The organism is Dermacoccus sp. MPR-E5 (genome assembly GCF_058809565.1).
This window is the reverse complement of record NZ_JBXASS010000010.1, coordinates 115153-134726: the sequence shown is the minus strand read 5'-3', so window position 1 is coordinate 134726 and position 19574 is coordinate 115153. Positions and strand designations below refer to the sequence as shown.

Here is a 19574-nt window from a genome sequence, read left to right as displayed (position 1 = left end):
GTCGGCGTCACTCCCCGCCGTCCTGCGGCGGACGCAGGCCCTGGTAGATCTCCTTGCACGTCGGGCACACCGGAAACTTCTCCGGGTCGCGGCCCGGTACCCACACCTTGCCGCACAGCGCGGTGACGGGCTCGCCCGACAGCGCCGACTCCATGATCTTCTCCTTGCGCACGTAGTGCGCGAAGCGCTCGTGATCGCCGGGCTCGGAGAGCTGGTGGTCGACCTGCTCTCGCTCCAGCACCGCCGTCGACGTGCCCGGCCCTCCGAGGCCGCCCGGGCCGTCGGGCGCGCCGAGGGGCGATGACGGGTCGTCGATCGAAGAGTTCCACACAACCGGGTTCATGGGCGCCAGTGTAGGCGCGCCGCCCGCGGCGGGCCAGGGGGCAGCGAGCCGAGGCGTCAGGCGGCGGGTCAGTTGAGCGTCGGGTCGTCGGGGAACGACGCCAGGAGGCACGTCGGGATGGGTTGGCGTGCGAGGACGCGCGCCCACAACGTCTCGGGGTCGGCGTCGAACAGGTCGGCGATCTCGGGTTCGGCGCGCACCCACCACCCGTCGGCGAGTTCGACGTCGAGTTGGCCCGGCTCCCAGCCGCAGTTGCCGGCGAACACGCGCAGCCCCGACAGCTGCGGGGCGACGATCTCCGGCGGCGCGTCGAGGTCGACGACGGCGAGCGAACCGAACAGTCGCGTGGCGCCCACGACGTCACCGCGCCCCGGCACGCCCGCGAGCGCGACCGCCGTGTCGAGGCCGACGGGCCCGCCCTGGAAGAGACGATCGGGCGTCGAGCACGCGGACTGCCACCCCGGAAGGACCGAGTCGACACCGGCCTCGAGCGGTTCGGTGAGCACGACGCCCTGGGCGCCGTCGTCACCGTGGTGGAGGACGAACACGACGCTACGGGTGAAGATGTCACCCTCGTCGCGGTCGTGGGCACGAGGCACCGCGAGGAGCAGTCGGCCGGTCAACGAGGTCACCCGTCCATTGTGGAACACGCCCGCCCCGAACGCGATGTTGCCCGGTGATCGGGCACGGGGCCCCGGATCACCGGGCAACATCAGCGCAGATTCAGTCGGCGTCAGTCGCGGTTGCCACGGTAGCCACCACGGTCGCCGCCGTACCCACCACGACCCCCCTGGCCGCCGCGACCACCGAAGCTCTGACGACGGTTCTCGCGCTCGAAACCACCGTCGATGTCGTCGCGGTAACCGCGCCCGCCACCGAAGCCGCGGTCGTCGCCGCGTCCGCGGCCCTGGCCACGGTCGTCGCGGTCGTTGAAACGTCCACGACCACCACGGTCGAAGCCGCCGCCACGGCCGTAACCGCCGCGCCCGCCGTCACGACCACCGCGGTCGTAACCACCCCGGCCACCGCGCTCGTAGCCACGGCCGCCGCGACCACCACGGTCGTTGCGCGGCGCGAGGGTGCGACGCAGGTCGTCCTCGGAGATCGAACGGCCCTCGGGCGTCGAACCGCCCGCGGCGACGATCGCCTCGTCACCGGGGCGCGTGCGCACGAGGCTCACGTCGACGCCGGCGGAGTCGAGTAGACGCTGCATCGAGCGGCGCTGGTGCGGCAGCGCCAGGGTGATGACGGTGCCCTTCTCCCCTGCGCGGGCCGTACGGCCGGCGCGGTGCAGGTAGTCCTTGTGGTCGGCCGGCGGGTCGACCTGGAGCACGACGCCGACCTCGTCGACGTGGATGCCGCGCGCCGCGACGTCGGTCGCGACGAGCACGGGCACACGCCCGTCCTTGAACGCCGACAGGACACGGTTGCGCTGACCCTGGTTGAGGCCACCGTGCAGCGCGGCAGCCATGACGCCCTGCTCGCGCAGCTCTGCGGCGACACGGTCGGCGCCCATCTTGGTGCGGACGAACACCACGGTGCGTCCCTCACGGTTCGCGACCTCGGCCGTCACGACCTTCTTGTCGCGCGGCTCGATGAGCAGCGCGTGGTGCTCCATCGTCGTGACGGTGGCGGTGCCGTCGTCCGTCGAGTGCGTCACCGGGTCGACGAGGTACTTGTCGACGACGGTGTCGATGCCACGGTCGAGCGTCGCGGAGAACAGCAGGCGCTGGCCGCCTTCGGGCACGAGGTCGAGGATCTCGGTGATGGCCTCGAGGAAGCCCATCTCGGCCATGTGGTCGGCCTCGTCGAGCACGGCGATCTCGACGCGGCTCAGGTCGGCCGCGCCACGCTCGATGAGGTCGGACAGGCGACCCGGCGTGGCGATGAGGACGTCGACGCCGCGCTCCAGCGCGGACAGCTGCGGCTCGTACGGCATGCCACCGGCGACGAGCTTGTGCTTGAGACCGACGACGTGGACGAGCGGCTGCAGCGCATCGCTCACCTGCATCGCAAGTTCACGCGTCGGCACGAGGACGATGGCGCGCGGCTGGTGCGCGCGAGCCTTGCCGCCCTCGGCGAGACGCGCCAGCATCGGCAGACCGAAGCCGAGCGTCTTGCCCGAACCCGTGCGACCGCGGCCGAGGACGTCCTTGCCGGCCATCGCGTCGGGAATGGTCGCCGCCTGGATCGGGAACGGCTTCGTGATGCCGTCACGCGCCATGCGCTCGACGAGCGCCTCGGGCAGCCCGAGCTCGGTGAACGTCATGATGACGCTCTCGTCGATCTCGTCCGACTCGCTCTCGTCGAAGCCCGCGTGCTCGCCGTCGGCCGTGCCCGCGGTGGCGTTCGTGGCGTCGGCGGGGTCGGTGTTCTGCGCGTCGGTGTTGTCGGCGTCAGAGTTGGTCGTGTCGGAGTCGGCGGCGTCAACACCGTCGCGCTCGGCGTCCGTGGCGTCGGCGGTGGGAGCGTCGTCGACGCGGACGTCACCCTCGACGTCGCCGTCGACGTGGACGCGCTCGTCGGGGTTCTGTTCGCCGACGACGTCGACGTTCTCGCGCTGGATGTTCTCGCTCGTGGCCGCGTCGGCCTCGACGGTGGTCGCCGCGACGTCGGCGTTCGCCGCCGTCACGTTCTCGACCTGCGCGTCCTCGACGCGGGACTCGTCACGCACGGGGGCGTCGTCGAACGAGCGGTCGGGGCGCCCGAAGCGCTTCTCGCGGTCGAAACCGCCCTCACGGCGGTCGTCGCGGCGCTGGAAGCCGCCGTCACGGCGGTCGCCACGGTTGAAACCGCCGCGGTCGTCGCGACGCTGGAAGCCGCCCTCGCGACGGTCGTTGTCACGGTTGAACCCACCGCGCCGGTCGTCACGGCCCTGGTAGCCACCACGACGGTCATCACGGTTGAAGCCACCGCGACGGTCGTCACCGCCACGGAAACCGCCCTCGCGACGATCGTTGTCGCGGTTGAAACCACCACGACGGTCATCGCCACCACGGTTGAAACCACCGCGGTCATCGCGACGCTGGAAGCCACCCTCGCGACGCTCGTCGCGGCCCCCGAAACCACCACGACGGTCGTCGCCACCGCGGTTGAAACCGCCACGGCGGTCGTCGCCGCGGAAGCCGCCGTCACGTCGGTCGTTGTCGCGGTTGAAACCACCACGACGGTCATCACCGCCGCGGAAGCCGCCCTCACGGCGGTCGTTGTCACGGCTGAAACCACCACGGCGATCATCACGGCCCTGGAAGCCGCCACGGCGCTCGTCGCTACCGCGGTTGAAACCACCACGACGGTCGTCGCCGCCGCGGAACCCGCCCTCACGGCGGTCGTTGTCACGGTTGAAGCCACCGCGTCGCTCATCGCGGCCGCGGAAACCACCGTCACGGCGGTCGTCACGGGCCTGGAAGCCGCCACGACGCTCGTCACCGCCGCGGAACCCGCCCTCACGGCGGTCGTTGTCACGGCTGAAACCGCCGCGTCGCTCGTCGCGTCCGCCCGCGGCGCCGTCGCGGCGTCCTCCGAAGTCGCGGCCGCCGGAGCGGTCCTGGCCGCGCTTGGCGCCGGCCTTGTCGGCGTGCGACCAGCGCGGCTTCTTGCCGTTGTTGTTGTTCGTCGAAGACATGGGTGTGAACCTCTCGGTCGAGAGCACCGAAGGCGAGCACGCCAGAGAGCCCGTGGAGCACGTGGGCTGGAAGGATTGCGTACTGGGTGGATCGGCGCTGTTGCGTGGGATCTCGGCGCTCACATGACGGCGTCACATCGTGGGTGACGCTCAGAGAACGGGCCTACTCTCACCACCACGTGCCGCCACAGGGAGTAGCTGCGGGCACGCTCAAACCGAAAGCAAACCTACTGAACGCAAGATCAATGGTCCCCCAAGTCTACGTCACGCCCGGCGGCGCAGCTGACGCGTCAACCCCCACGCCAGGATGATTCCTGTCACATCGGCGAGTGCGTCGCGCCAGTCCGCGTCGCGCTCCACGACGTCCGTGCCCTGGATCAGTTCGGAGATCGGCGCATAGAACGCGAGCATGAGCGCCACCCATCGCCACCGTCCGAGCAGTGCCAGGAGGGCGGGTCCGCCGAACATGCAGGCGTGGACCACCTTGTCGGCGTGGGGGAACAGCTCACCTTCTGCCCCGCTCGAATGGAACACGTACAGGAGGTACGTCTGCAGTGCGAGGGCGAGCACGAGCAGCGCGCGGCAGGCGCGGACGAGGCGGGAGTCGGAAGGGGGCATCCCGTGCAGTATCGCACCGCGCACGTCCGGCGCCCTCTCGGCGGGTTCTCAGGCTGTCGGCCTAGCTTCGAGCGGCTGCGACGAGGCAGCCCCGCGCCCAAGGAGCTCTCATGACGGTGCACTTCGATCACGCCGCCCACGTCGCGACGATGTGGCTGCCGCAGCTGTCCCCCACCCACGCGACGGTCGTCTCGACGCTCGCCGCGCTCGCGTTCTGCGCCGTGCTGATCGGCGCGATCGCGTGGATGTTCGCGTCGATGTGCCTGGAGCAGGCCCACCCGTGGCGCTTCGGCGTGATCGCGGCGCTCGCCGTCGTCGCGCTCGTGGCGGCGGTGCCGTCGATGCGTCATCGCGTGGCGGGCCCGGCGCCCATCGCGTCGGCCACGGCGACGATCGAGCGCGCCGACGCGTTGAGCGCAGCGCGTGCCGCCGCCGTCCCTGAGAAGGACTGGCGCCCGGAGGCGAAGGCCGTCGCCGCGCCGGCCTCGAGTGACGTGACGTGGTCGCCCGATGACCTGCACGCCCTCAGCGTCGCCGCGCAGAAGAAGAACGGGCTGACAGAGACGTACGCGCGAAGCCGCATCGAGGTCGACTCGACCGGCCAGGACACCGCGACGATCGCCGCGCACGGCACGACCTACCTGACGAAGGACGACAAGCGCGTCCGCTGCGTTGCACGCGTCAAGCACGTCGTGAAGAACAACGTCGGCCAGCCGCTGGCCGCCGACCTCGACCAGGTGGTGTGCGTCCCGGCGGCCTGAGGACACTGCGTTCTGCTGCCTCACACGGCCCGTGCCCCTTTCACGGCTCGACCCCGACGCTCACACCTTCTTGGAGCATTCGGGGCCGGAGCCACGTGCAATGGACTCCGGTGAGCGAAGCGGGCGCCCACAGACACGGCATCGCCCCACCGATCCAGCGGAGGCGTCATGTGGGGCGAGATCCAACACGACGGGGCCGGGCGCTCCCCCAACACCTCGCGGGTTCGCTGCCTCATCACACCGTCGAACCCGTCGCGCACGGCTCGATCGTGGTGCGGTTGGAAGCCGTGGTTACGCAGGTGGTTGTCCTTGTTTCCCACGAGGAGGTTCAGCACTGTGCGCTTCCACAGCTCCGCGAGATCCACACGGCCGGAGGCGGCCATGTGCGGTTCGAACGCTTCGGCCACCGCCACCAACGGTGATCCCAGCGTGTGCGGCGATGTCCAGGCAGACCTTCTCCCATGCGACGACGTCGGTGTCGTCCTTGGTCGAGGTGAACTTCGCCAACATGAGGTGCCCGTTCTCGTCCACGACGACGGCCTTGGGGCGCGCACCACCCATCGACGAACCCGCATCGAACGGTTCCTTGATGTCCGCGTCGCTGTCCGTGTGACTCTCCGCTCGCCGCGCCACCGCCTCGAGGTGAGCCTGGTCGAGCATCTTGGGCACGCGTGCGCTCTCGCTCATCTCGACTCCGTCGCGCGCGAAGCGAATTGCGCCCATCCGTAGCCGGTCGCGCACGGCGAGAAGGATGTCGACTGCGTCAGGCACACCCCTGCCGTCGGCCTGCCACGTCCGTTCGATGATCTGCCGGCCCCACCGAGCAGGTGCGCTGTCCGAGAAGACCTGCGGCAGGGGCCCCTTCTCGGCATATGTCACCTGAGGCGCACTGCCTGCCAGCACGGGCAGCGCCGGCGACAGCGAGTAGCCGTACTCAGCGCTCGCCCACGACTTCTCATAGCGGAAAGTGCCACCGCTTCGTGGATGCGGATGCCACGTACCGACCGTCATGTCCTCACCGTCGACCGACGTCGAGACGCTGATGGCGGCGCCGCTCATCTCTCAATCCTTCAGCGGCGCAGAGCTGGCCAGAGCCCTCCCGCGTGCGTACTGGTAGGGATCGGTGGACGCCACGAGCTCGTCCATGGGCGATCTATTGATCGAGAAGTCGGGCGGGACGGCCATCAACCCGGCCGGGTTTGTCCCGATCTATGACGCCGATCGTGCAGCGGTGGCTCGGCATCGGCGAGTGGTGAAAGCCGGACCGCACGACGTGCAAGAGCCCGCCGTCACCCCTCGGGAGGGATGACGGCGGGCTCCGTGCCACACGCGTCACGCAGCAGCCTGATTCACGCTGCGTGACGAGTTCTGCGAACAGCCGCTCGGCCTCGCGACCGATGCATGGAGGTGGTGGAGATGGGGGGAATTGAACCCCCGTCCATCGACGGCGATCCAGGGCTTCTCCGGGCGCAGTCATCCTGCGGATTTTCTCGGCCCCGCGGCAAGGAATGACACATTCCGCGACAGGCCCAGTCGAGTGAGAGTCCCACAACGCCCCTCGACAAGACGTTGCAGCAAGTTCTCTAGCTGATGCCAGACACTGAGTCGAGAACTAGCTCAGGCTGACAGACTTCGGGCTCGCTCAGGCGGCGAGGGCGAAGTCGGTGCGCTTGGAATCGGCACCTATAAGTTTGCAGAGAGCGTTAACGAGATAACTCTGCATCCTCGGCCCGCTTCCCCTGGGACGGCGACCGATGTCGAAACCGATCATCCCCATGGAAACTGTTCGCTCTGTGGAGTTGTGCTTACTGACGAATCAGCGTCCGTCAGTCTAGCGGTTCAACAGCGAAGGACGCGAGCGCATTCCCACCCGCTGCGCCTCTGCCGTGTCATGCGCCACACGAGGATCGCTTGGCGCCTCACCCCGCGAAGACTATCGTTGTTCCTCGGTCGTTGCATCTTCAATCACTTCGCCGCACGGACACGTTGCGTCGCGCCACGGCCGACCCCATCCCGACGAACGGCGGCCAACGCGCGGCTGCACTCCCCAGGGCAGCGCCCGATCGCCCTGCTGCCCGCGTTCGATCCCGCGCGCATCACACTCCGTCGGTTCCTCGCCGGCCTCTCCCCCACGCCTGCCCCGGCCCCTCAAGGGCGCCAACTCGAGAAAGGAGGGGCTGATGTCGACTGCTGCTGTCAGCACTCACGGCCCCGACGCACCCGTGGAGTCATCCACCGACAACCCCGCGAAGCCCAACCTCAGCCTCGCGCTCTTCGTGATCGCCTGCGCCCAGCTCATGATCGTGCTCGATGGGACGGTCGTGAACATCGCGCTACCCCACATCCAGACCGATCTGCACTTCAGCCAGTCCGGCCTTCAGTGGGTCGTCACCTCCTACGCGCTGGCTCTCGGTTCGCTCCTGCTGCTGGGCGGGCGCCTCGGCGACATCTTCGGACGCCGCCGCATGTTCACCGTCGGCATCGCCGTGTTCGCTCTCGCCTCGCTGCTCGGCGGCATCGCGCCCAACCCCACCCTCCTGCTCGCCGCGCGCGTGCTCCAGGGTGCCGGTGCGGCGCTGGCTCAGCCGGCGGCACTGGCCCTCGTCAACACGACGTTCCCGCCCGGCAAGGAGCGCAACCGCGCCATGGGTGTCTACGCCGCGATGTCCGGCGCCGGTGCAGCGATCGGCCTCATCCTCGGCGGCGTGCTGACCGAGATCGACTGGCGCTGGACGATGCTCATCAACGTGCCCATCGGCATCGCCGTCGCCGTGCTCGCACCCCGCGTGCTCGTCGAATCCGACGGTCACGAGGGCACCCTCGACATCATCGGCGCCGTCACGGCGACCGCGGGTCTGTTCGGCATCGTCTACGGCCTGTCCAACGCCGCGTCCCACTCGTGGGGCGACACCTGGACCCTCGTGCCGCTGATCGTGGGCACCCTGCTCGTCATCGCGTTCGCTGCCATCGAGAGCCGCACCGAGCACGCCCTGTTGCCGATGCGCATCCTCGCCGACCGCACGCGAGGCACCGCGATCCTCGCGATGCTCATCATGGGTGCCGCGATGTTCGCGATGTTCTTCTTCCTCGGCCTGTACATCCAGCAGGTGCTCGGTTATTCGCCGGTCAAGTCCGGTTTCGCGTTCCTGCCGTTCAGCCTCGGCATCGTCATCGCCGCGGGCCTGTCGCAAAACCTCGTCACGCGCATCAAGCCGCGCTACCTCTCGGGCTTCGGCGGCCTGCTCGCAGCAGCGGGCATGTGGTCGTTCACCCAGCTCGACACGCACTCGAGCTACGCGACGCACCTGCTGCCCGGCATCTTCGTCATGGCCCTCGGCATGGGCTTCGTCTTCATCCCGATGACGCTCGCCGCCTCCCACGGCGTCGAAGCGAAGGACTCGGGGGCCGCCGCCTCCGCGCTCAACACCGCGCAGCAGATCGGTGGTTCGATCGGTCTCGCCGCTCTCACCACGGTGTATTCGCACTATGCGACGCAGCGTGCCGACGAGCTCAAGGCCGCCGCCGCTGCCGCGATGGCGAAGGTGCCGACGTCGGTGCAGGGAACGGCTGAGTTCAAGTCGAAGATGCAGGCCCAGCAGGCAGCCGGAGCGCTCGACGTGCAGACCTTCGCCTCGACGCACGGGTTCTGGGTGGCCTCCGGCATGCTTCTCGTCGGAGCCCTGCTCATCCTGATCTTCATCACGATTCGCAGCGACGAACTGCAGACCGACGGGGCAGCGCCCACCGCGCACGTGGGCTGACGCGGTCGCTTCAGCTTGCACACCCTCGCCTCTGGGCGGGCTCGACCCTGCGTCGGGCCCGCCCAGAGGCTTTTCTCACGTCCGGTGTGGTGCGAGACACGCGTGTGTTGCCAACTGTTCGCTATTGGTCGGTTTTGCCGCGAAACTCTGCGGTTTTCAGCCCTGAGCGACCGGTAGTGTCAGCACCAACTGCGCCGCCGCGGCGCCCCACCCCGAACGGAGATGTGCATGTTCCGCAAGGTCCTGGTCGCCAACCGAGGCGAGATCGCCGTGCGCGCGTTCCGCGCCGCCACCGAGCTGGGCGCCACCACCGTCGCCGTCTTCCCCCACGAGGACCGCGGCAGCGAGCATCGTCTCAAGGCCGACGAGGCCTACCAGATCGGCGAGGTCGGCCACCCCGTGCGCGCCTACCTCGACGTCGATGAGATCATCCGCGTCGCCCGCGAATCGGGCGCCGACGCGATCTACCCCGGCTACGGCTTCCTGTCCGAGAACCCGCTGCTCGCCGAGGCGTGCGCCGACGCCGGCATCACCTTCATCGGCCCCAAGCCCGACGTGCTGCACATGACGGGCAACAAGGCGACGGCCATCGCCGCCGCCAAGCGCGCCGGCCTGCCGACGCTGCGCAGTGTGCCGCCGTCGTCCGACATCGACGAACTCGTCAAGGGCGCCGACGACATCGGCTACCCCGTCTTCGTCAAGGCCGTCGCCGGCGGCGGCGGGCGCGGCATGCGTCGCGTCGAGAAGCCCGAGGCGCTGCGCGAGAACCTCGAGGCCGCGATGCGCGAAGCCGAATCCGCCTTCGGTGACGCGACCTGCTTCATCGAGGAAGCCGTCGTCGACCCGCGCCACATCGAGGTGCAGATCCTCGCCGACGGTGAGGGCGACGTCGTCCACCTCTTCGAACGCGACTGCTCCGTGCAGCGACGCCACCAGAAGGTCGTCGAGATCGCGCCGGCACCGAACCTCTCCCCCGAACTGCGCGAACGCATGTGCGCCGACGCCGTCGCGTTCGCGAAGGAGATCGGCTACTCGTGCGCCGGCACCGTCGAGTTCCTGCTCGACACCCGCGGCCGCTACGTGTTCATCGAGATGAACCCGCGCATCCAGGTCGAGCACACCGTCACCGAGGAGGTCACCGACGTCGACCTCGTCGCCGCGCAGATGCGCATCGCCTCCGGCGACACCCTCGACGACCTCGGCCTCGCTCAGGAGAACATCCACCTGCACGGCGCGGCGCTGCAGTGCCGCATCACGACCGAGGACCCGGCCAACGGCTTCCGCCCCGACACCGGCACGATCACCGCCTACCGTTCCGCGGGCGGCTCGGGCGTTCGCCTCGACGGCGGCACGATCCACATGGGCGCCGAGGTCAGCGCCCACTTCGACTCGATGCTCGTCAAGCTCACCTGCCGCGGCCGCGACTTCGCGACGGCCGTGCGCCGCGCCCGCCGCGCCCTCGCCGAGTTCCGCGTGCGCGGTGTCAGCACGAACATCCCCTTCCTGCAGGCCCTGCTCGAGGACCCGGCATTCATCTCCGGCCATGTGACGACGTCGTTCATCGAGACCCACCCGCACCTGCTCGACGCGCGCACCCCCGGCGATCGCGGTACGAAGCTGCTCACCTACCTCGCCGAGACGACCGTCAACAAGCCGTACGGCGACCACTCAGCACTCGCCATCACGGCGCGCGAGAAGCTGCCCGCGTTCGACATCAGCGGCCCCGTCCCGCCCGGCGCGCGCGACCGGCTGATCACCGAAGGGCCCGAGGCGTTCGCCCGCGCTCTGCGCGAGCAGCAGGCCGTCGCCGTCACCGAGACGACGATGCGCGACGCCCACCAGTCCCTGCTCGCGACGCGCATCCGCACCCGCGACCTGCTGCACGTCGCGCCGTACGTCGCACGCATGACGCCGCAGCTGCTGTCGATGGAGGCCTGGGGCGGCGCGACGTACGACGTCGCGCTGCGCTTCCTGTCCGAAGACCCGTGGGACCGCCTCGCGAAGCTGCGCGAGGCGATGCCGAACATCCCGATCCAGATGCTGCTGCGCGGGCGCAACACCGTTGGCTACACGCCGTACCCGACCAAGGTGACCGACGCGTTCGTCACCGAGGCCGCGCGCACGGGTGTCGACATCTTCCGCATCTTCGACGCCCTCAACGACGTCGAGCAGATGCGTCCCGCCATCGAAGCGGTGCGCGAGACGGGCACCGCCGTCGCCGAGGTGGCCCTGTGCTACACCGGCAACCTCGCCTCCCCCGACGAGAAGCTCTACACGCTCGACTACTACCTCGCGCTCGCCGAGAAGATCGTCGACGCCGGCGCCCACGTCCTCGCGATCAAGGACATGGCGGGTCTGCTGCGCGCCCCGGCGGCGCGTACCCTCGTCACCGCGTTGCGGGAGCGCTTCGACCTGCCCGTGCACCTGCACACCCACGACACGGCCGGTGGCCAGCTCGCGACGCTGCTCGCCGCCATCGACGCGGGCGTCGACGCGGTCGACGTCGCGAGCGCCGCGATGTCGGGCACGACGAGCCAGCCGTCGATGTCGGCGCTCGTCGCGGCGACGGACGGCACGGACCGTGCGACGGGGCTCGACCTCGCGAACGTGTGCGACCTCGAGCCGTACTGGGAGGCCGTGCGCACCCTCTACAAGCCGTTCGAGTCGGGCCTCCCCGCGCCGACGGGTCGCGTGTACCGTCACGAGATCCCGGGTGGGCAGCTGTCGAACCTGCGCCAGCAGGCGATCGCGCTCGGCCTCGGCGACCGCTTCGAGGCGATCGAGGACACGTACGCCGCGGCCAACGACATCCTCGGCAACGTCGTCAAGGTGACGCCGAGCTCGAAGGTCGTCGGCGACCTCGCGCTCGCGCTCGTCAGCGCGAACGCCGACCCGAAGGACTTCGAGGCCAACCCGCAGAACTACGACATCCCGGACTCTGTCATCGGCTTCCTCGGCGGCGAGCTCGGCGACCCGCCCGGTGGCTGGCCCGAGCCGTTCCGCACGAAGGCCCTCGCCGGACGCACGGTGCGCACGCGCGTCGAGGAGCTGAGCGACCATGACGAGGCCGACCTCGCACGCGACCCGCGCGGCACGCTCAACCGCCTGCTGTTCCCCGGCCCGACGCAGGACTACGCACGCGCCCGCGAGCTCTACAGCGACCTGTCGGTGCTGTCGACGAAGGAGTTCCTCCACGGCCTCGCACCCGGGCAGGAGCACGAGGTCGACCTCGAGCCGGGCAAGAAGATCCTGCTGTCGGTCGCGTCGGTCTCCGAGCCCGACGAGCGCGGCATGCGCACCGTGCTCGCGACCGTGAACGGCCAGCTGCGTCCCGTCCAGGTGCGCGACCACGCCGTCAAGGTCGACGTCGCCGCCGTCGAGAAGGCCGACCCGAAGAACGCCGGCCATGTCGCCGCTCCGTTCGCGGGCATGGTGTCCGTCAGCGTCGCCGAGGTTGACGAGGTCGCGGCAGGCGACACGGTCGCGACGATCGAGGCGATGAAGATGGAGGCCTCCATCACGACGCCCATCGCCGGTACCGTCAAGCGCGTCGCTCTGACGCACGAGACGCAGGTCGAGGGCGGCGACCTCGTCATCGTCATCGAGTGATGTCCGCCGCCGTGACCTGACGGCTCGCGGCCTCCGCTCGAGCCCGTCAGGTCGTGCGGCGCAGGCGAAAGGGGCGCCCGTCTTGACTCGAGACGGGTGCCCCTTTCGGCGTCGTTCAGGCGGGCCGGCTCACCAGCCGCCGCCACCACCACCGCTGATGCCGCCGCCGGAGAAGCCTCCCCCGCCGGAGAAGCCGCTACCGCCGCTCGAACCGGGCGTGGACGACAACGCGGACGACGCCGCGTCGCTGAAGGCCTCCATCGAGGCGCCGAAGTTGTCGAAGCCCCCGAAACCGCCGCCGAAGCCGCCGTACGGCACGTACCAGTAGGGCATGACCATCGGGTAGCCCTGCGCCTGCGCGGCAGCGGCGACCTGGCCGAAGACCTTCGCCCAGCGGTCGGCGAGACCGAGCACGACCGCGTACGGCATGTAGCGGCTGAAGATCTGCTCGGCTTCCTCGAACTTGATCTGCTTCGCCTCAGCCGTCTTGAGATACAGCTCGAACCCGCGCGTCTGGTCGTACACCGCCGAGCCGACGGGCGTGCGCGCGGCAGCGTTCTTCGAACGCACGAGCGCGAGGACGGCGACGATCGCGAAACCCGCACCGAACAGGAAGCCGTTGAGGTGGAAGTGGTTCGCGGCGAAGAACGAGACGACGGCGAGCACCGCGAACAGGCTCGCGAGGCCCTTGGCCCCGGCCTCACTCGCGCTCGGGCGCTGCTTGAACCAGCCGCGCGCGACGGCCTCGTCCTCGATGCCCTCCTTCGCGTTCGCCAGGTGGCCCGCGAAGTGGTTCTTCAGATCGGACAGGCACACCTGCGAGCCGTCGGAGAACAGCGCGTTGAGTAGGTCTGCCTCGTAGGCCAGCAGCTGCCCCGCCGGGGGCTGCGGGTTCGAGATGAGCAGCCAGTCGCTCTTGTCGACCTGTTCCATTCGCAGGTACCCGCGCACCGCGAGGTCGACGATGGTGCCCGCGACGTCACGGTTGTCGGCGCGACGGTCGATGACGAGGCCCGCAAGGCCCGCGGTGGCGTCGTTGGGCGGCTCGAACCGGACGGCGACCTCGGGCTCGCGCGTCCGCTCGACCGGCACCTCCTGGCCGGGCGCGGGGAGCTGACCGGGTGCGATTCCGCTGTAGCGCTCGTCGGCGTTGCGCCGACGGTCGCGGACGAACCACAGCCCGCCGAGCCCCGCAAGTGCCGCCGCCAGAGCCCCGCCGCCGATGTTGACGGCCTGGCGCTGCGAAGACGTCAGCGGCCCGTTGACGCCGAACGCGTCCTCGGCCGAGCCGTCCTTGAGGATGGGGGCGGTGTTCGTGAACACCGACGTCGGCAGGTCGGCGTCGATCGTCATGCCGCGCCCGTTGCCGACGTTGTTCGCCGAGAACGACGCCTCCGTCCCCGGCGTCGCCCTGCACTCCTGCTTCGAGTTCTTCTCGCCGTACCAGCACTTGGCCCGAGAGACTGCGCCCGGGCCCTTGACGGTGACACGCGCGGTGTCGATCGGGATCTTCCAGTCGTTGCCCGTCGCGTTGATCAAGAACTCGGTCGACGAGTTCGACTGCTTGTTGACAACACCGGCGAGGTGGTACTTGAGCGTGTAGTGCTGCGTGCCGTACACGGTGCGGTTCGGGCTGCCGATGCGCAACCGCTCAGCGCCGCCGTCACGGGAGCGCTGCAGCTGCGTCGGCGCTCCCGTCGAGGAGGTGACGGAGACGTTCGTCATCGGGTACTCACGGTGCTGGGTGTCGCTCACGCCCTGGCCGGTGATGACGATGCGATCGAGCCCGTGATGACTGCTGTCGCTGAAGCGGACGTCGAGATTCTCCGTGACGTCGACGCCACCGTCGGCGCCCACGTCGTAGCGGATGTCGTAGTTCGTGATGCGGATGTTGTCGTTGCTCGCGGCCTGAGCGGGCGCTGCGCTCATGGCGACGAGCGCGACGGCGGCGGCGGCGCCGAGTGCGGTGCGGGCCGACGGCGTAGGTGCTCCCCTGAGGCGACTCATGCCCCTACCTTGCCACGTGGGCGAGGCGGGGGCGTGCCGACGGGTCAACCGGCGCGCTCGCTCGGTTCTCAGCCGCCGCGCTTGAGGCGTACCTGCATCTCGCGCTGCGCCTCGAGGTTGTCCTGACGCTCGCGCAGCGTCTGGCGCTTGTCGTGCAGTTGCTTGCCTCGCGCGAGGGCGATCTCGACCTTGGCGCGACCGTCCTTGAAGTACAGCGACAGCGGCACGATGGTGTACCCCTTCGACTGCGCCTTGTTCGCGAGCTTGAGGATCTCGGCCTTGTGCAGCAGCAGCTTGCGTCGCCGACGCGCGGAGTGGTTCGTCCACGTGCCCTGGAGGTACTCGGGGATGTGGACGTTCTCGAGCCACATCTCACCGTCGCGCTCGAGCACGTAACCGTCGACGAGGGACGCGCGCCCCATGCGCAGGCTCTTCACCTCGGTGCCCATGAGGGACAGCCCGGCCTCGAGCGTTTCCTCGATGTGGTAGTCGTGGCGCGCCTTCTTGTTGTTGGCGATCACCTTCGTGCCGTGTTCCTTCGGCATGGGCTCACCCCCTTCTGCTTCGATGCGGTCGCGTTCGGCGTGGTCGACGTCGGTGAAGACAACATCGCAGGCATGCCGGGCATTTCCGAAGCTGTCACTTTATCCACTTCAGCGGGTTGACGGCCACACCATTCTCGCGGGTCTCGAAGTGCAGGTGGCAGCCGGTGACGCGCCCCGTCATCCCGGATACCCCGATCTGCTGGCCCTTCTTGACCTTCTGCCCGACGCTGACCGACAGGGACGTGAAGTGCATGTAGGCGCTCGTCAGCTGAACACCGTTGACGGTTCCGTGGCTGATGTAGACGTGATTGCCGGAGACGTCGTTGTAGTTCGCCTCGATGACGGTGCCGTCACCCGCGGCATAGACGGGCGTGCCGCACGCGAACGGGAAGTCGTCGCCCTCGTGCAGCTTGTCGATCTTGAGGACGGGGTGGAAGCGGTAGCCGTAGCCCGACACGATGCTCGAGATCGGGCCCGGGGAGGCGAGGAAACCGGTGCCCTGCGGCACGTCGTGGACGCTGGTGTCGACATCCTTGCTCGTCGTCGTGACGTTCTTCAGGCGCGTGCTCTCAGCCTGCAACGCCGCGAGCTTCGCCTCCTCCTTCTTCTTCTCGGCCTCGAGCTTCTTCTTGTCGTCCTTCTGCGTCTTCTGCAACGCCACGAGACTCGCCTCGGCGGTGTCGGCGTCAGTCTTCGCCGTGCTCGCGGCGGTGACGGCGGCGTCCTGCTTCGTCTTCGCCAGGCTCGCACGACGCCGGATCTCCGCGAGACGTGTCGCCTCGCTCTGCCCGGCTGCGGCCGAGCTCTTGAGATTCGTGATGACGCCCTGCTGGCGGCGCATGACGATGTCGGCGAGCGCCATCGACCCGGAGACACCCGAGTTCGAGGTGAGCACCTCGATGGTGAACGTGAGGTCGCCGAGCCCGCCCGTCTCGAACGCGTTGCGCGCGAGGCCACCGACCTCGGTGCGTGCCTTCGCCTGGTCGGCGCGGTTCGTCGCGAGGGCGGTGCGCGAGGCGTCCTCGTCGGCCTTGGCGACGTCGTAGTCGGACGCGGCGTCACGCTGCTTCTGCTGGGCCTTCGTCAGGGCGCTCTTCGCGTCCTTTGCCTTCTTGTCGGCGGCCGCGACGGCCTTGTTCGTCTTCGTCAGCGTCGCGTCGGCGTCGGCGAGCGACTTCGAGATGTCGTCGATCTCGGACTTGCTGTTCTTGATCTTGTCGTCGACGTCGTCACCGACGGCGTGGCTCGACCCGGACGCGACACCGAGCGCGCAGGTCCCGGCGAGGGCTGCGGCGCAGAGTCGGCGACGGGATTTGGTGGGCGCCACCGTCACACCTTGAGGTAGCGACGCAGCGTGAGCCACGACGTGACGATCGCGAGCAGGAGCGCGCCGAGGTACAGCCACGGCACGACGGCGAGGACGTCGTCGTCCCCGACGAGGTTGACGAAGCCGCCCCCGGAGCCGGCGAGGCTGCTCACGCCGAAGTGGACCATCGCCCACAGCATGGCCGAGGCAAGGGTCGCGCCGACGAGCGAGGCGAGCAGCACCTCGGCCACGAACGGCAGGTAGATCGTCGCGCTCGAGGCACCGACGAGGCGCATGATGCCGACCTGCCGGCGCCGCGTGAACGCCACCTGCCGGATCGTCGTCACCATGAGCAGCACGCAGCACACGACCATGAGCGTCGCGATGATGGCCGAGCCGACGCCGAGCATCGTGAGGAACGAGAAGAACGGTGCGAGCACCTCGTGCAGGTTGCTCACGTGCGCGACGCCCGGCATGCCGGTGAATCCGCTCGCTATCTCGTCGAAACGCCGTGGGTCGTCGAGGCGCACCTCGAAGAATGCGGGCATCGACGACGCGTCGACGCTGCTGACGTACGGCGAGTCGTGGTACTGCTCGCGGAACATCGCGACGGCCTGCTCGCTCGTCCTGTAGTCGACCTTCGTGACGAGCGGCGCGAGGTTCGTCAGGTTGATGCGCACCGTCTCGGTCTGCGCTGCGCTCGCCTTGCCGCCGGCGCACGAGGCGACGCCCGTGTCGGAGTCGGTGCACAGGAACACGAACGCGTGGACCTTGTCGTACCAATCGCCCTTGGCGGCGTCGACCTGACGCTGCGCGAGCAGCCCGGCACCGACGAAGATCATCGACACCATCGACACGAGTACGACCGAGGCGATCATCGAGGTGTTGCGACGCACCCCCTGAGCGACCTCGGAGGCGAGGAAACGCAGGTTCACGACGCAGCTCCCGTGATGTCGCGCCCCCGGCGCGTGGCGCGGGCGCCCGGGATTGCGGTGGTCGTGCCGTCGAGAGCTGACGGATCGTCGTGGGCGTCGTGACTGTCGTGGCCGTCCTGTTCTGCGACGGCGTCGAGGCGGCGCGCGCCGGAGCGTCGTGAGGTGGCCTCGGAGCGGTAGCCGCCGGTCGAGTCGCGCACGAGACGGCCGTCGCTCATCTCGATGACGCGCCGCTGCAGGCGGTCGACGAGCGAGTTGTCGTGCGTTGCCATGACGAGCGTCGTGCTCGTGCGGTTGACGCGGTCGAGCACGCCGACGACCTCTTCGGAGTTCTCGGGGTCGAGGTTGCCGGTCGGTTCGTCTGCGAGCAGGATGGCGGGCTGCTTGACGACGGCGCGCGCGATGGCGACGCGCTGCTGCTCACCGCCGGAGAGTTCGTGCGGGAAGCGGCGCGACTTCTCGGCGAGGCCGACGAGTTCGAGCGCCTCGGGCACGGCCGTGCGCACCGCGCCCCGACGCCAGCCGAGGATCTCGAGGACGAACGCGACGTTCTCGGCGACCGTCTTGTTCTCGAGCAGCCGGAAATCCTGGAAAACGACGCCGATGTCGCGGCGCAGCGACGGCACCTTGCGGCGCGGCATCGTCATGAGGTCTCGCCCGGCGATGTGGATCTGGCCGGACGTAGCCGTCACCTCGTGCGTCATGAGACGCATGAGCGAGCTCTTGCCCGAGCCGGACTGGCCGACGAGGAAGACGAACTCGCCGCGCTCGATGTCGAAGCTGACGTCGTCGAGCGCAGGCGCCAGCTTTCTGCCGTACGTCAGACTCACATGGTCGAAACGAATCATGGCTCCCCCGCCGTGCTCGATGCGTGCTCGCTACCTACCCCGCGTGTGAGCCGGTGTCACTCGGCGTCGCGAGCGGCGGCGCGCTTCCAACGGATGCCGGCCTCGATGAACCCGTCAATGTCGCCGTCGAACACGCCGGAGGTGTTGCCGACCTCGTACTCGGTGCGCAGATCCTTGACCATCTGGTAGGGGTGCAGGACGTAGGAGCGCATCTGGTCGCCCCAGCTCGCCTTGATGTCGCCGGCGAGTTCCTTCTTCTGCGCGTCCTCCTCCTGCTTCTTGAGCAGCAGCAGGCGGGACTGCATGACGCGCAGCGCGGCGGCGCGGTTCTGGATCTGGCTCTTCTCGTTCTGCATCGACACGACGGTGCCGGTCGGGATGTGCGTCATGCGCACAGCCGAGTCGGTCGTGTTGACGCTCTGGCCACCGGGGCCCGAGGAGCGGAACACGTCGATCTTCAGCTCGTTCTCGGGGATCTCGATCGTGTCGGTCGTCTCGATGAGCGGCACGACCTCGACGGCGGCGAACGACGTCTGACGTCGGCCCTGGTTGTCGAACGGCGAGATGCGCACGAGACGGTGCGTGCCGGCCTCGACCGACAGGTTGCCGAACGCGTAGGGCACGTTGACCTCGAACGTGACGGACTTGAGGCCCGCCTCTTCGGCGTAGGAGGTGTCCATGACCTTCGTCGGGTAGCCGTGACGCTCGGCCCAGCGCAGGTACATGCGCATGAGCATCTCGGCGAAGTCGGCGGCGTCGACGCCACCGGCGCCGGCGCGGATCGTGACGACGGCCTCGCGCTCGTCGAACTCGCCGTTGAGCAGGGTGCGCACCTCGAGTTCGCCGACGGCCTTCTGCAGCTTCTTCAGTTCGCGCTCGGCCTCGGCGAGGGTGTCGGCGTCGTTCTCCTCGGTGCCCATCTCGACGAGCACCTCGAGGTCGTCGATCGCCGCGTCCATGTTCTCGACGCGGTCGTTCTCGGCGTTCGCGCGCGACAGCGCGGAGGTGATCTTCTGCGCCGCATCCGGGTCGTCCCACAGATCGGGGGCCGCGGACTGCTCCTCGAGGTCGACGATCTGCTTCTTCAGCTTCTCGAGGTCGAGCACCTCGCGCACCGACGCCATCGTCGTGCGCAGGTTCTTGATTTCGTTGGGAAAGTCGACAGCCACGCCTTCCAGAGTATCGCCTGTGACGGGCCGCGCCCCAACCGGCGAGT

The 19574-nt window shown here is 69.0% G+C and carries 14 protein-coding genes, 1 other RNA gene and 2 pseudogenes; 3 read left to right on the top strand and 14 right to left on the bottom strand.

Going from position 1 to position 19574, the window contains the following annotated elements; translation table 11 throughout:
- Positions 1–7: 7 nt before the first annotated feature.
- From AC1RS9_RS09585 to AC1RS9_RS09570, 4 genes are all read right to left on the bottom strand, one after another.
- Positions 8–343 carry a DUF3039 domain-containing protein gene (locus AC1RS9_RS09585; protein ID WP_050786634.1) on the bottom strand — a complete coding sequence of 112 codons (336 nt, stop codon included), beginning with the start codon at positions 341–343 and terminating at the stop codon, positions 8–10.
- A gap of 68 nt (positions 344–411) precedes the next feature.
- Positions 412–975 carry a YqgE/AlgH family protein gene (locus AC1RS9_RS09580; protein WP_074041184.1) on the bottom strand — a complete coding sequence of 188 codons (564 nt, stop codon included), beginning with the start codon at positions 973–975 and terminating at the stop codon, positions 412–414.
- Positions 976–1076: 101 nt separating this feature from the next.
- On the bottom strand, positions 1077–3968 hold the full coding sequence (locus tag AC1RS9_RS09575) for a DEAD/DEAH box helicase (RefSeq protein ID WP_131941287.1): 2892 nt from the start codon (positions 3966–3968) through the stop codon (positions 1077–1079).
- A gap of 264 nt (positions 3969–4232) precedes the next feature.
- Positions 4233–4586: a VanZ family protein gene (locus AC1RS9_RS09570; RefSeq protein WP_074041183.1), complete on the bottom strand. Its 354-nt coding sequence runs from the start codon at positions 4584–4586 to the stop codon at positions 4233–4235.
- 110 nt (positions 4587–4696) lie between these two features.
- On the opposite strand from AC1RS9_RS09570, the gene AC1RS9_RS09565 reads away from it, so the two are divergent.
- Positions 4697–5347 (top strand): hypothetical protein, encoded by a 651-nt coding sequence (locus AC1RS9_RS09565; protein ID WP_074041182.1) that lies wholly within the window; start codon positions 4697–4699, stop codon positions 5345–5347.
- Positions 5348–5407: 60 nt separating this feature from the next.
- On the opposite strand, the gene AC1RS9_RS09560 is transcribed toward AC1RS9_RS09565, so the two are convergent.
- The 4 genes and pseudogenes from AC1RS9_RS09560 to ssrA form a co-directional block, all read right to left on the bottom strand.
- Positions 5408–5536 (bottom strand): DUF6011 domain-containing protein, encoded by a 129-nt coding sequence (locus AC1RS9_RS09560; protein WP_222122248.1) that lies wholly within the window; start codon positions 5534–5536, stop codon positions 5408–5410.
- A 143-nt stretch (positions 5537–5679) separates the two neighbouring features.
- Positions 5680–5730 (bottom strand): annotated as a pseudogene (locus AC1RS9_RS09555) (hypothetical protein); the annotation flags it as partial.
- Positions 5731–6064: 334 nt separating this feature from the next.
- Positions 6065–6358 (bottom strand): annotated as a pseudogene (locus AC1RS9_RS09550) (HipA N-terminal domain-containing protein); the annotation flags it as partial.
- A 397-nt stretch (positions 6359–6755) separates the two neighbouring features.
- Positions 6756–7122: a transfer-messenger RNA gene (ssrA, locus tag AC1RS9_RS09545) on the bottom strand.
- Between the two features lie 405 nt (positions 7123–7527).
- Here ssrA and AC1RS9_RS09540 point away from each other — a divergent pair.
- Positions 7528–9108, top strand: coding sequence for an MFS transporter (locus AC1RS9_RS09540; RefSeq protein WP_131941289.1), 1581 nt, complete (start codon positions 7528–7530; stop codon positions 9106–9108).
- 228 nt (positions 9109–9336) lie between these two features.
- A complete protein-coding gene (locus AC1RS9_RS09535) occupies positions 9337–12717 on the top strand; it encodes a pyruvate carboxylase (protein WP_492921261.1) in 3381 nt (1126 codons plus the stop codon).
- 129 nt (positions 12718–12846) lie between these two features.
- Here the strand turns inward: AC1RS9_RS09535 and AC1RS9_RS09530 are convergent, their stop codons facing one another.
- The 6 genes from AC1RS9_RS09530 to prfB form a co-directional block, all read right to left on the bottom strand.
- Complete coding sequence (locus tag AC1RS9_RS09530) at positions 12847–14724, bottom strand: DUF2207 domain-containing protein (protein WP_208065477.1); 1878 nt, start codon at positions 14722–14724, stop codon at positions 12847–12849.
- A gap of 68 nt (positions 14725–14792) precedes the next feature.
- Complete coding sequence (gene smpB, locus AC1RS9_RS09525; RefSeq protein ID WP_006943848.1) at positions 14793–15269, bottom strand: SsrA-binding protein SmpB; 477 nt, start codon at positions 15267–15269, stop codon at positions 14793–14795.
- A 94-nt stretch (positions 15270–15363) separates the two neighbouring features.
- Positions 15364–16596: a M23 family metallopeptidase gene (locus AC1RS9_RS09520; protein ID WP_074040689.1), complete on the bottom strand. Its 1233-nt coding sequence runs from the start codon at positions 16594–16596 to the stop codon at positions 15364–15366.
- Between the two features lie 2 nt (positions 16597–16598).
- Positions 16599–17510 carry a permease-like cell division protein FtsX gene (gene ftsX / locus AC1RS9_RS09515; RefSeq protein WP_062258517.1) on the bottom strand — a complete coding sequence of 304 codons (912 nt, stop codon included), beginning with the start codon at positions 17508–17510 and terminating at the stop codon, positions 16599–16601.
- On the bottom strand, positions 17507–18358 hold the full coding sequence (gene ftsE / locus AC1RS9_RS09510; RefSeq protein WP_074040688.1) for a cell division ATP-binding protein FtsE: 852 nt from the start codon (positions 18356–18358) through the stop codon (positions 17507–17509). The genes ftsX and ftsE overlap by 4 nt, the downstream gene beginning before the upstream one ends.
- A gap of 56 nt (positions 18359–18414) precedes the next feature.
- On the bottom strand, positions 18415–19527 hold the full coding sequence (prfB, locus tag AC1RS9_RS09505; protein ID WP_006943864.1) for a peptide chain release factor 2: 1113 nt from the start codon (positions 19525–19527) through the stop codon (positions 18415–18417).
- Between the last annotated feature and the right edge of the window lie 47 nt (positions 19528–19574).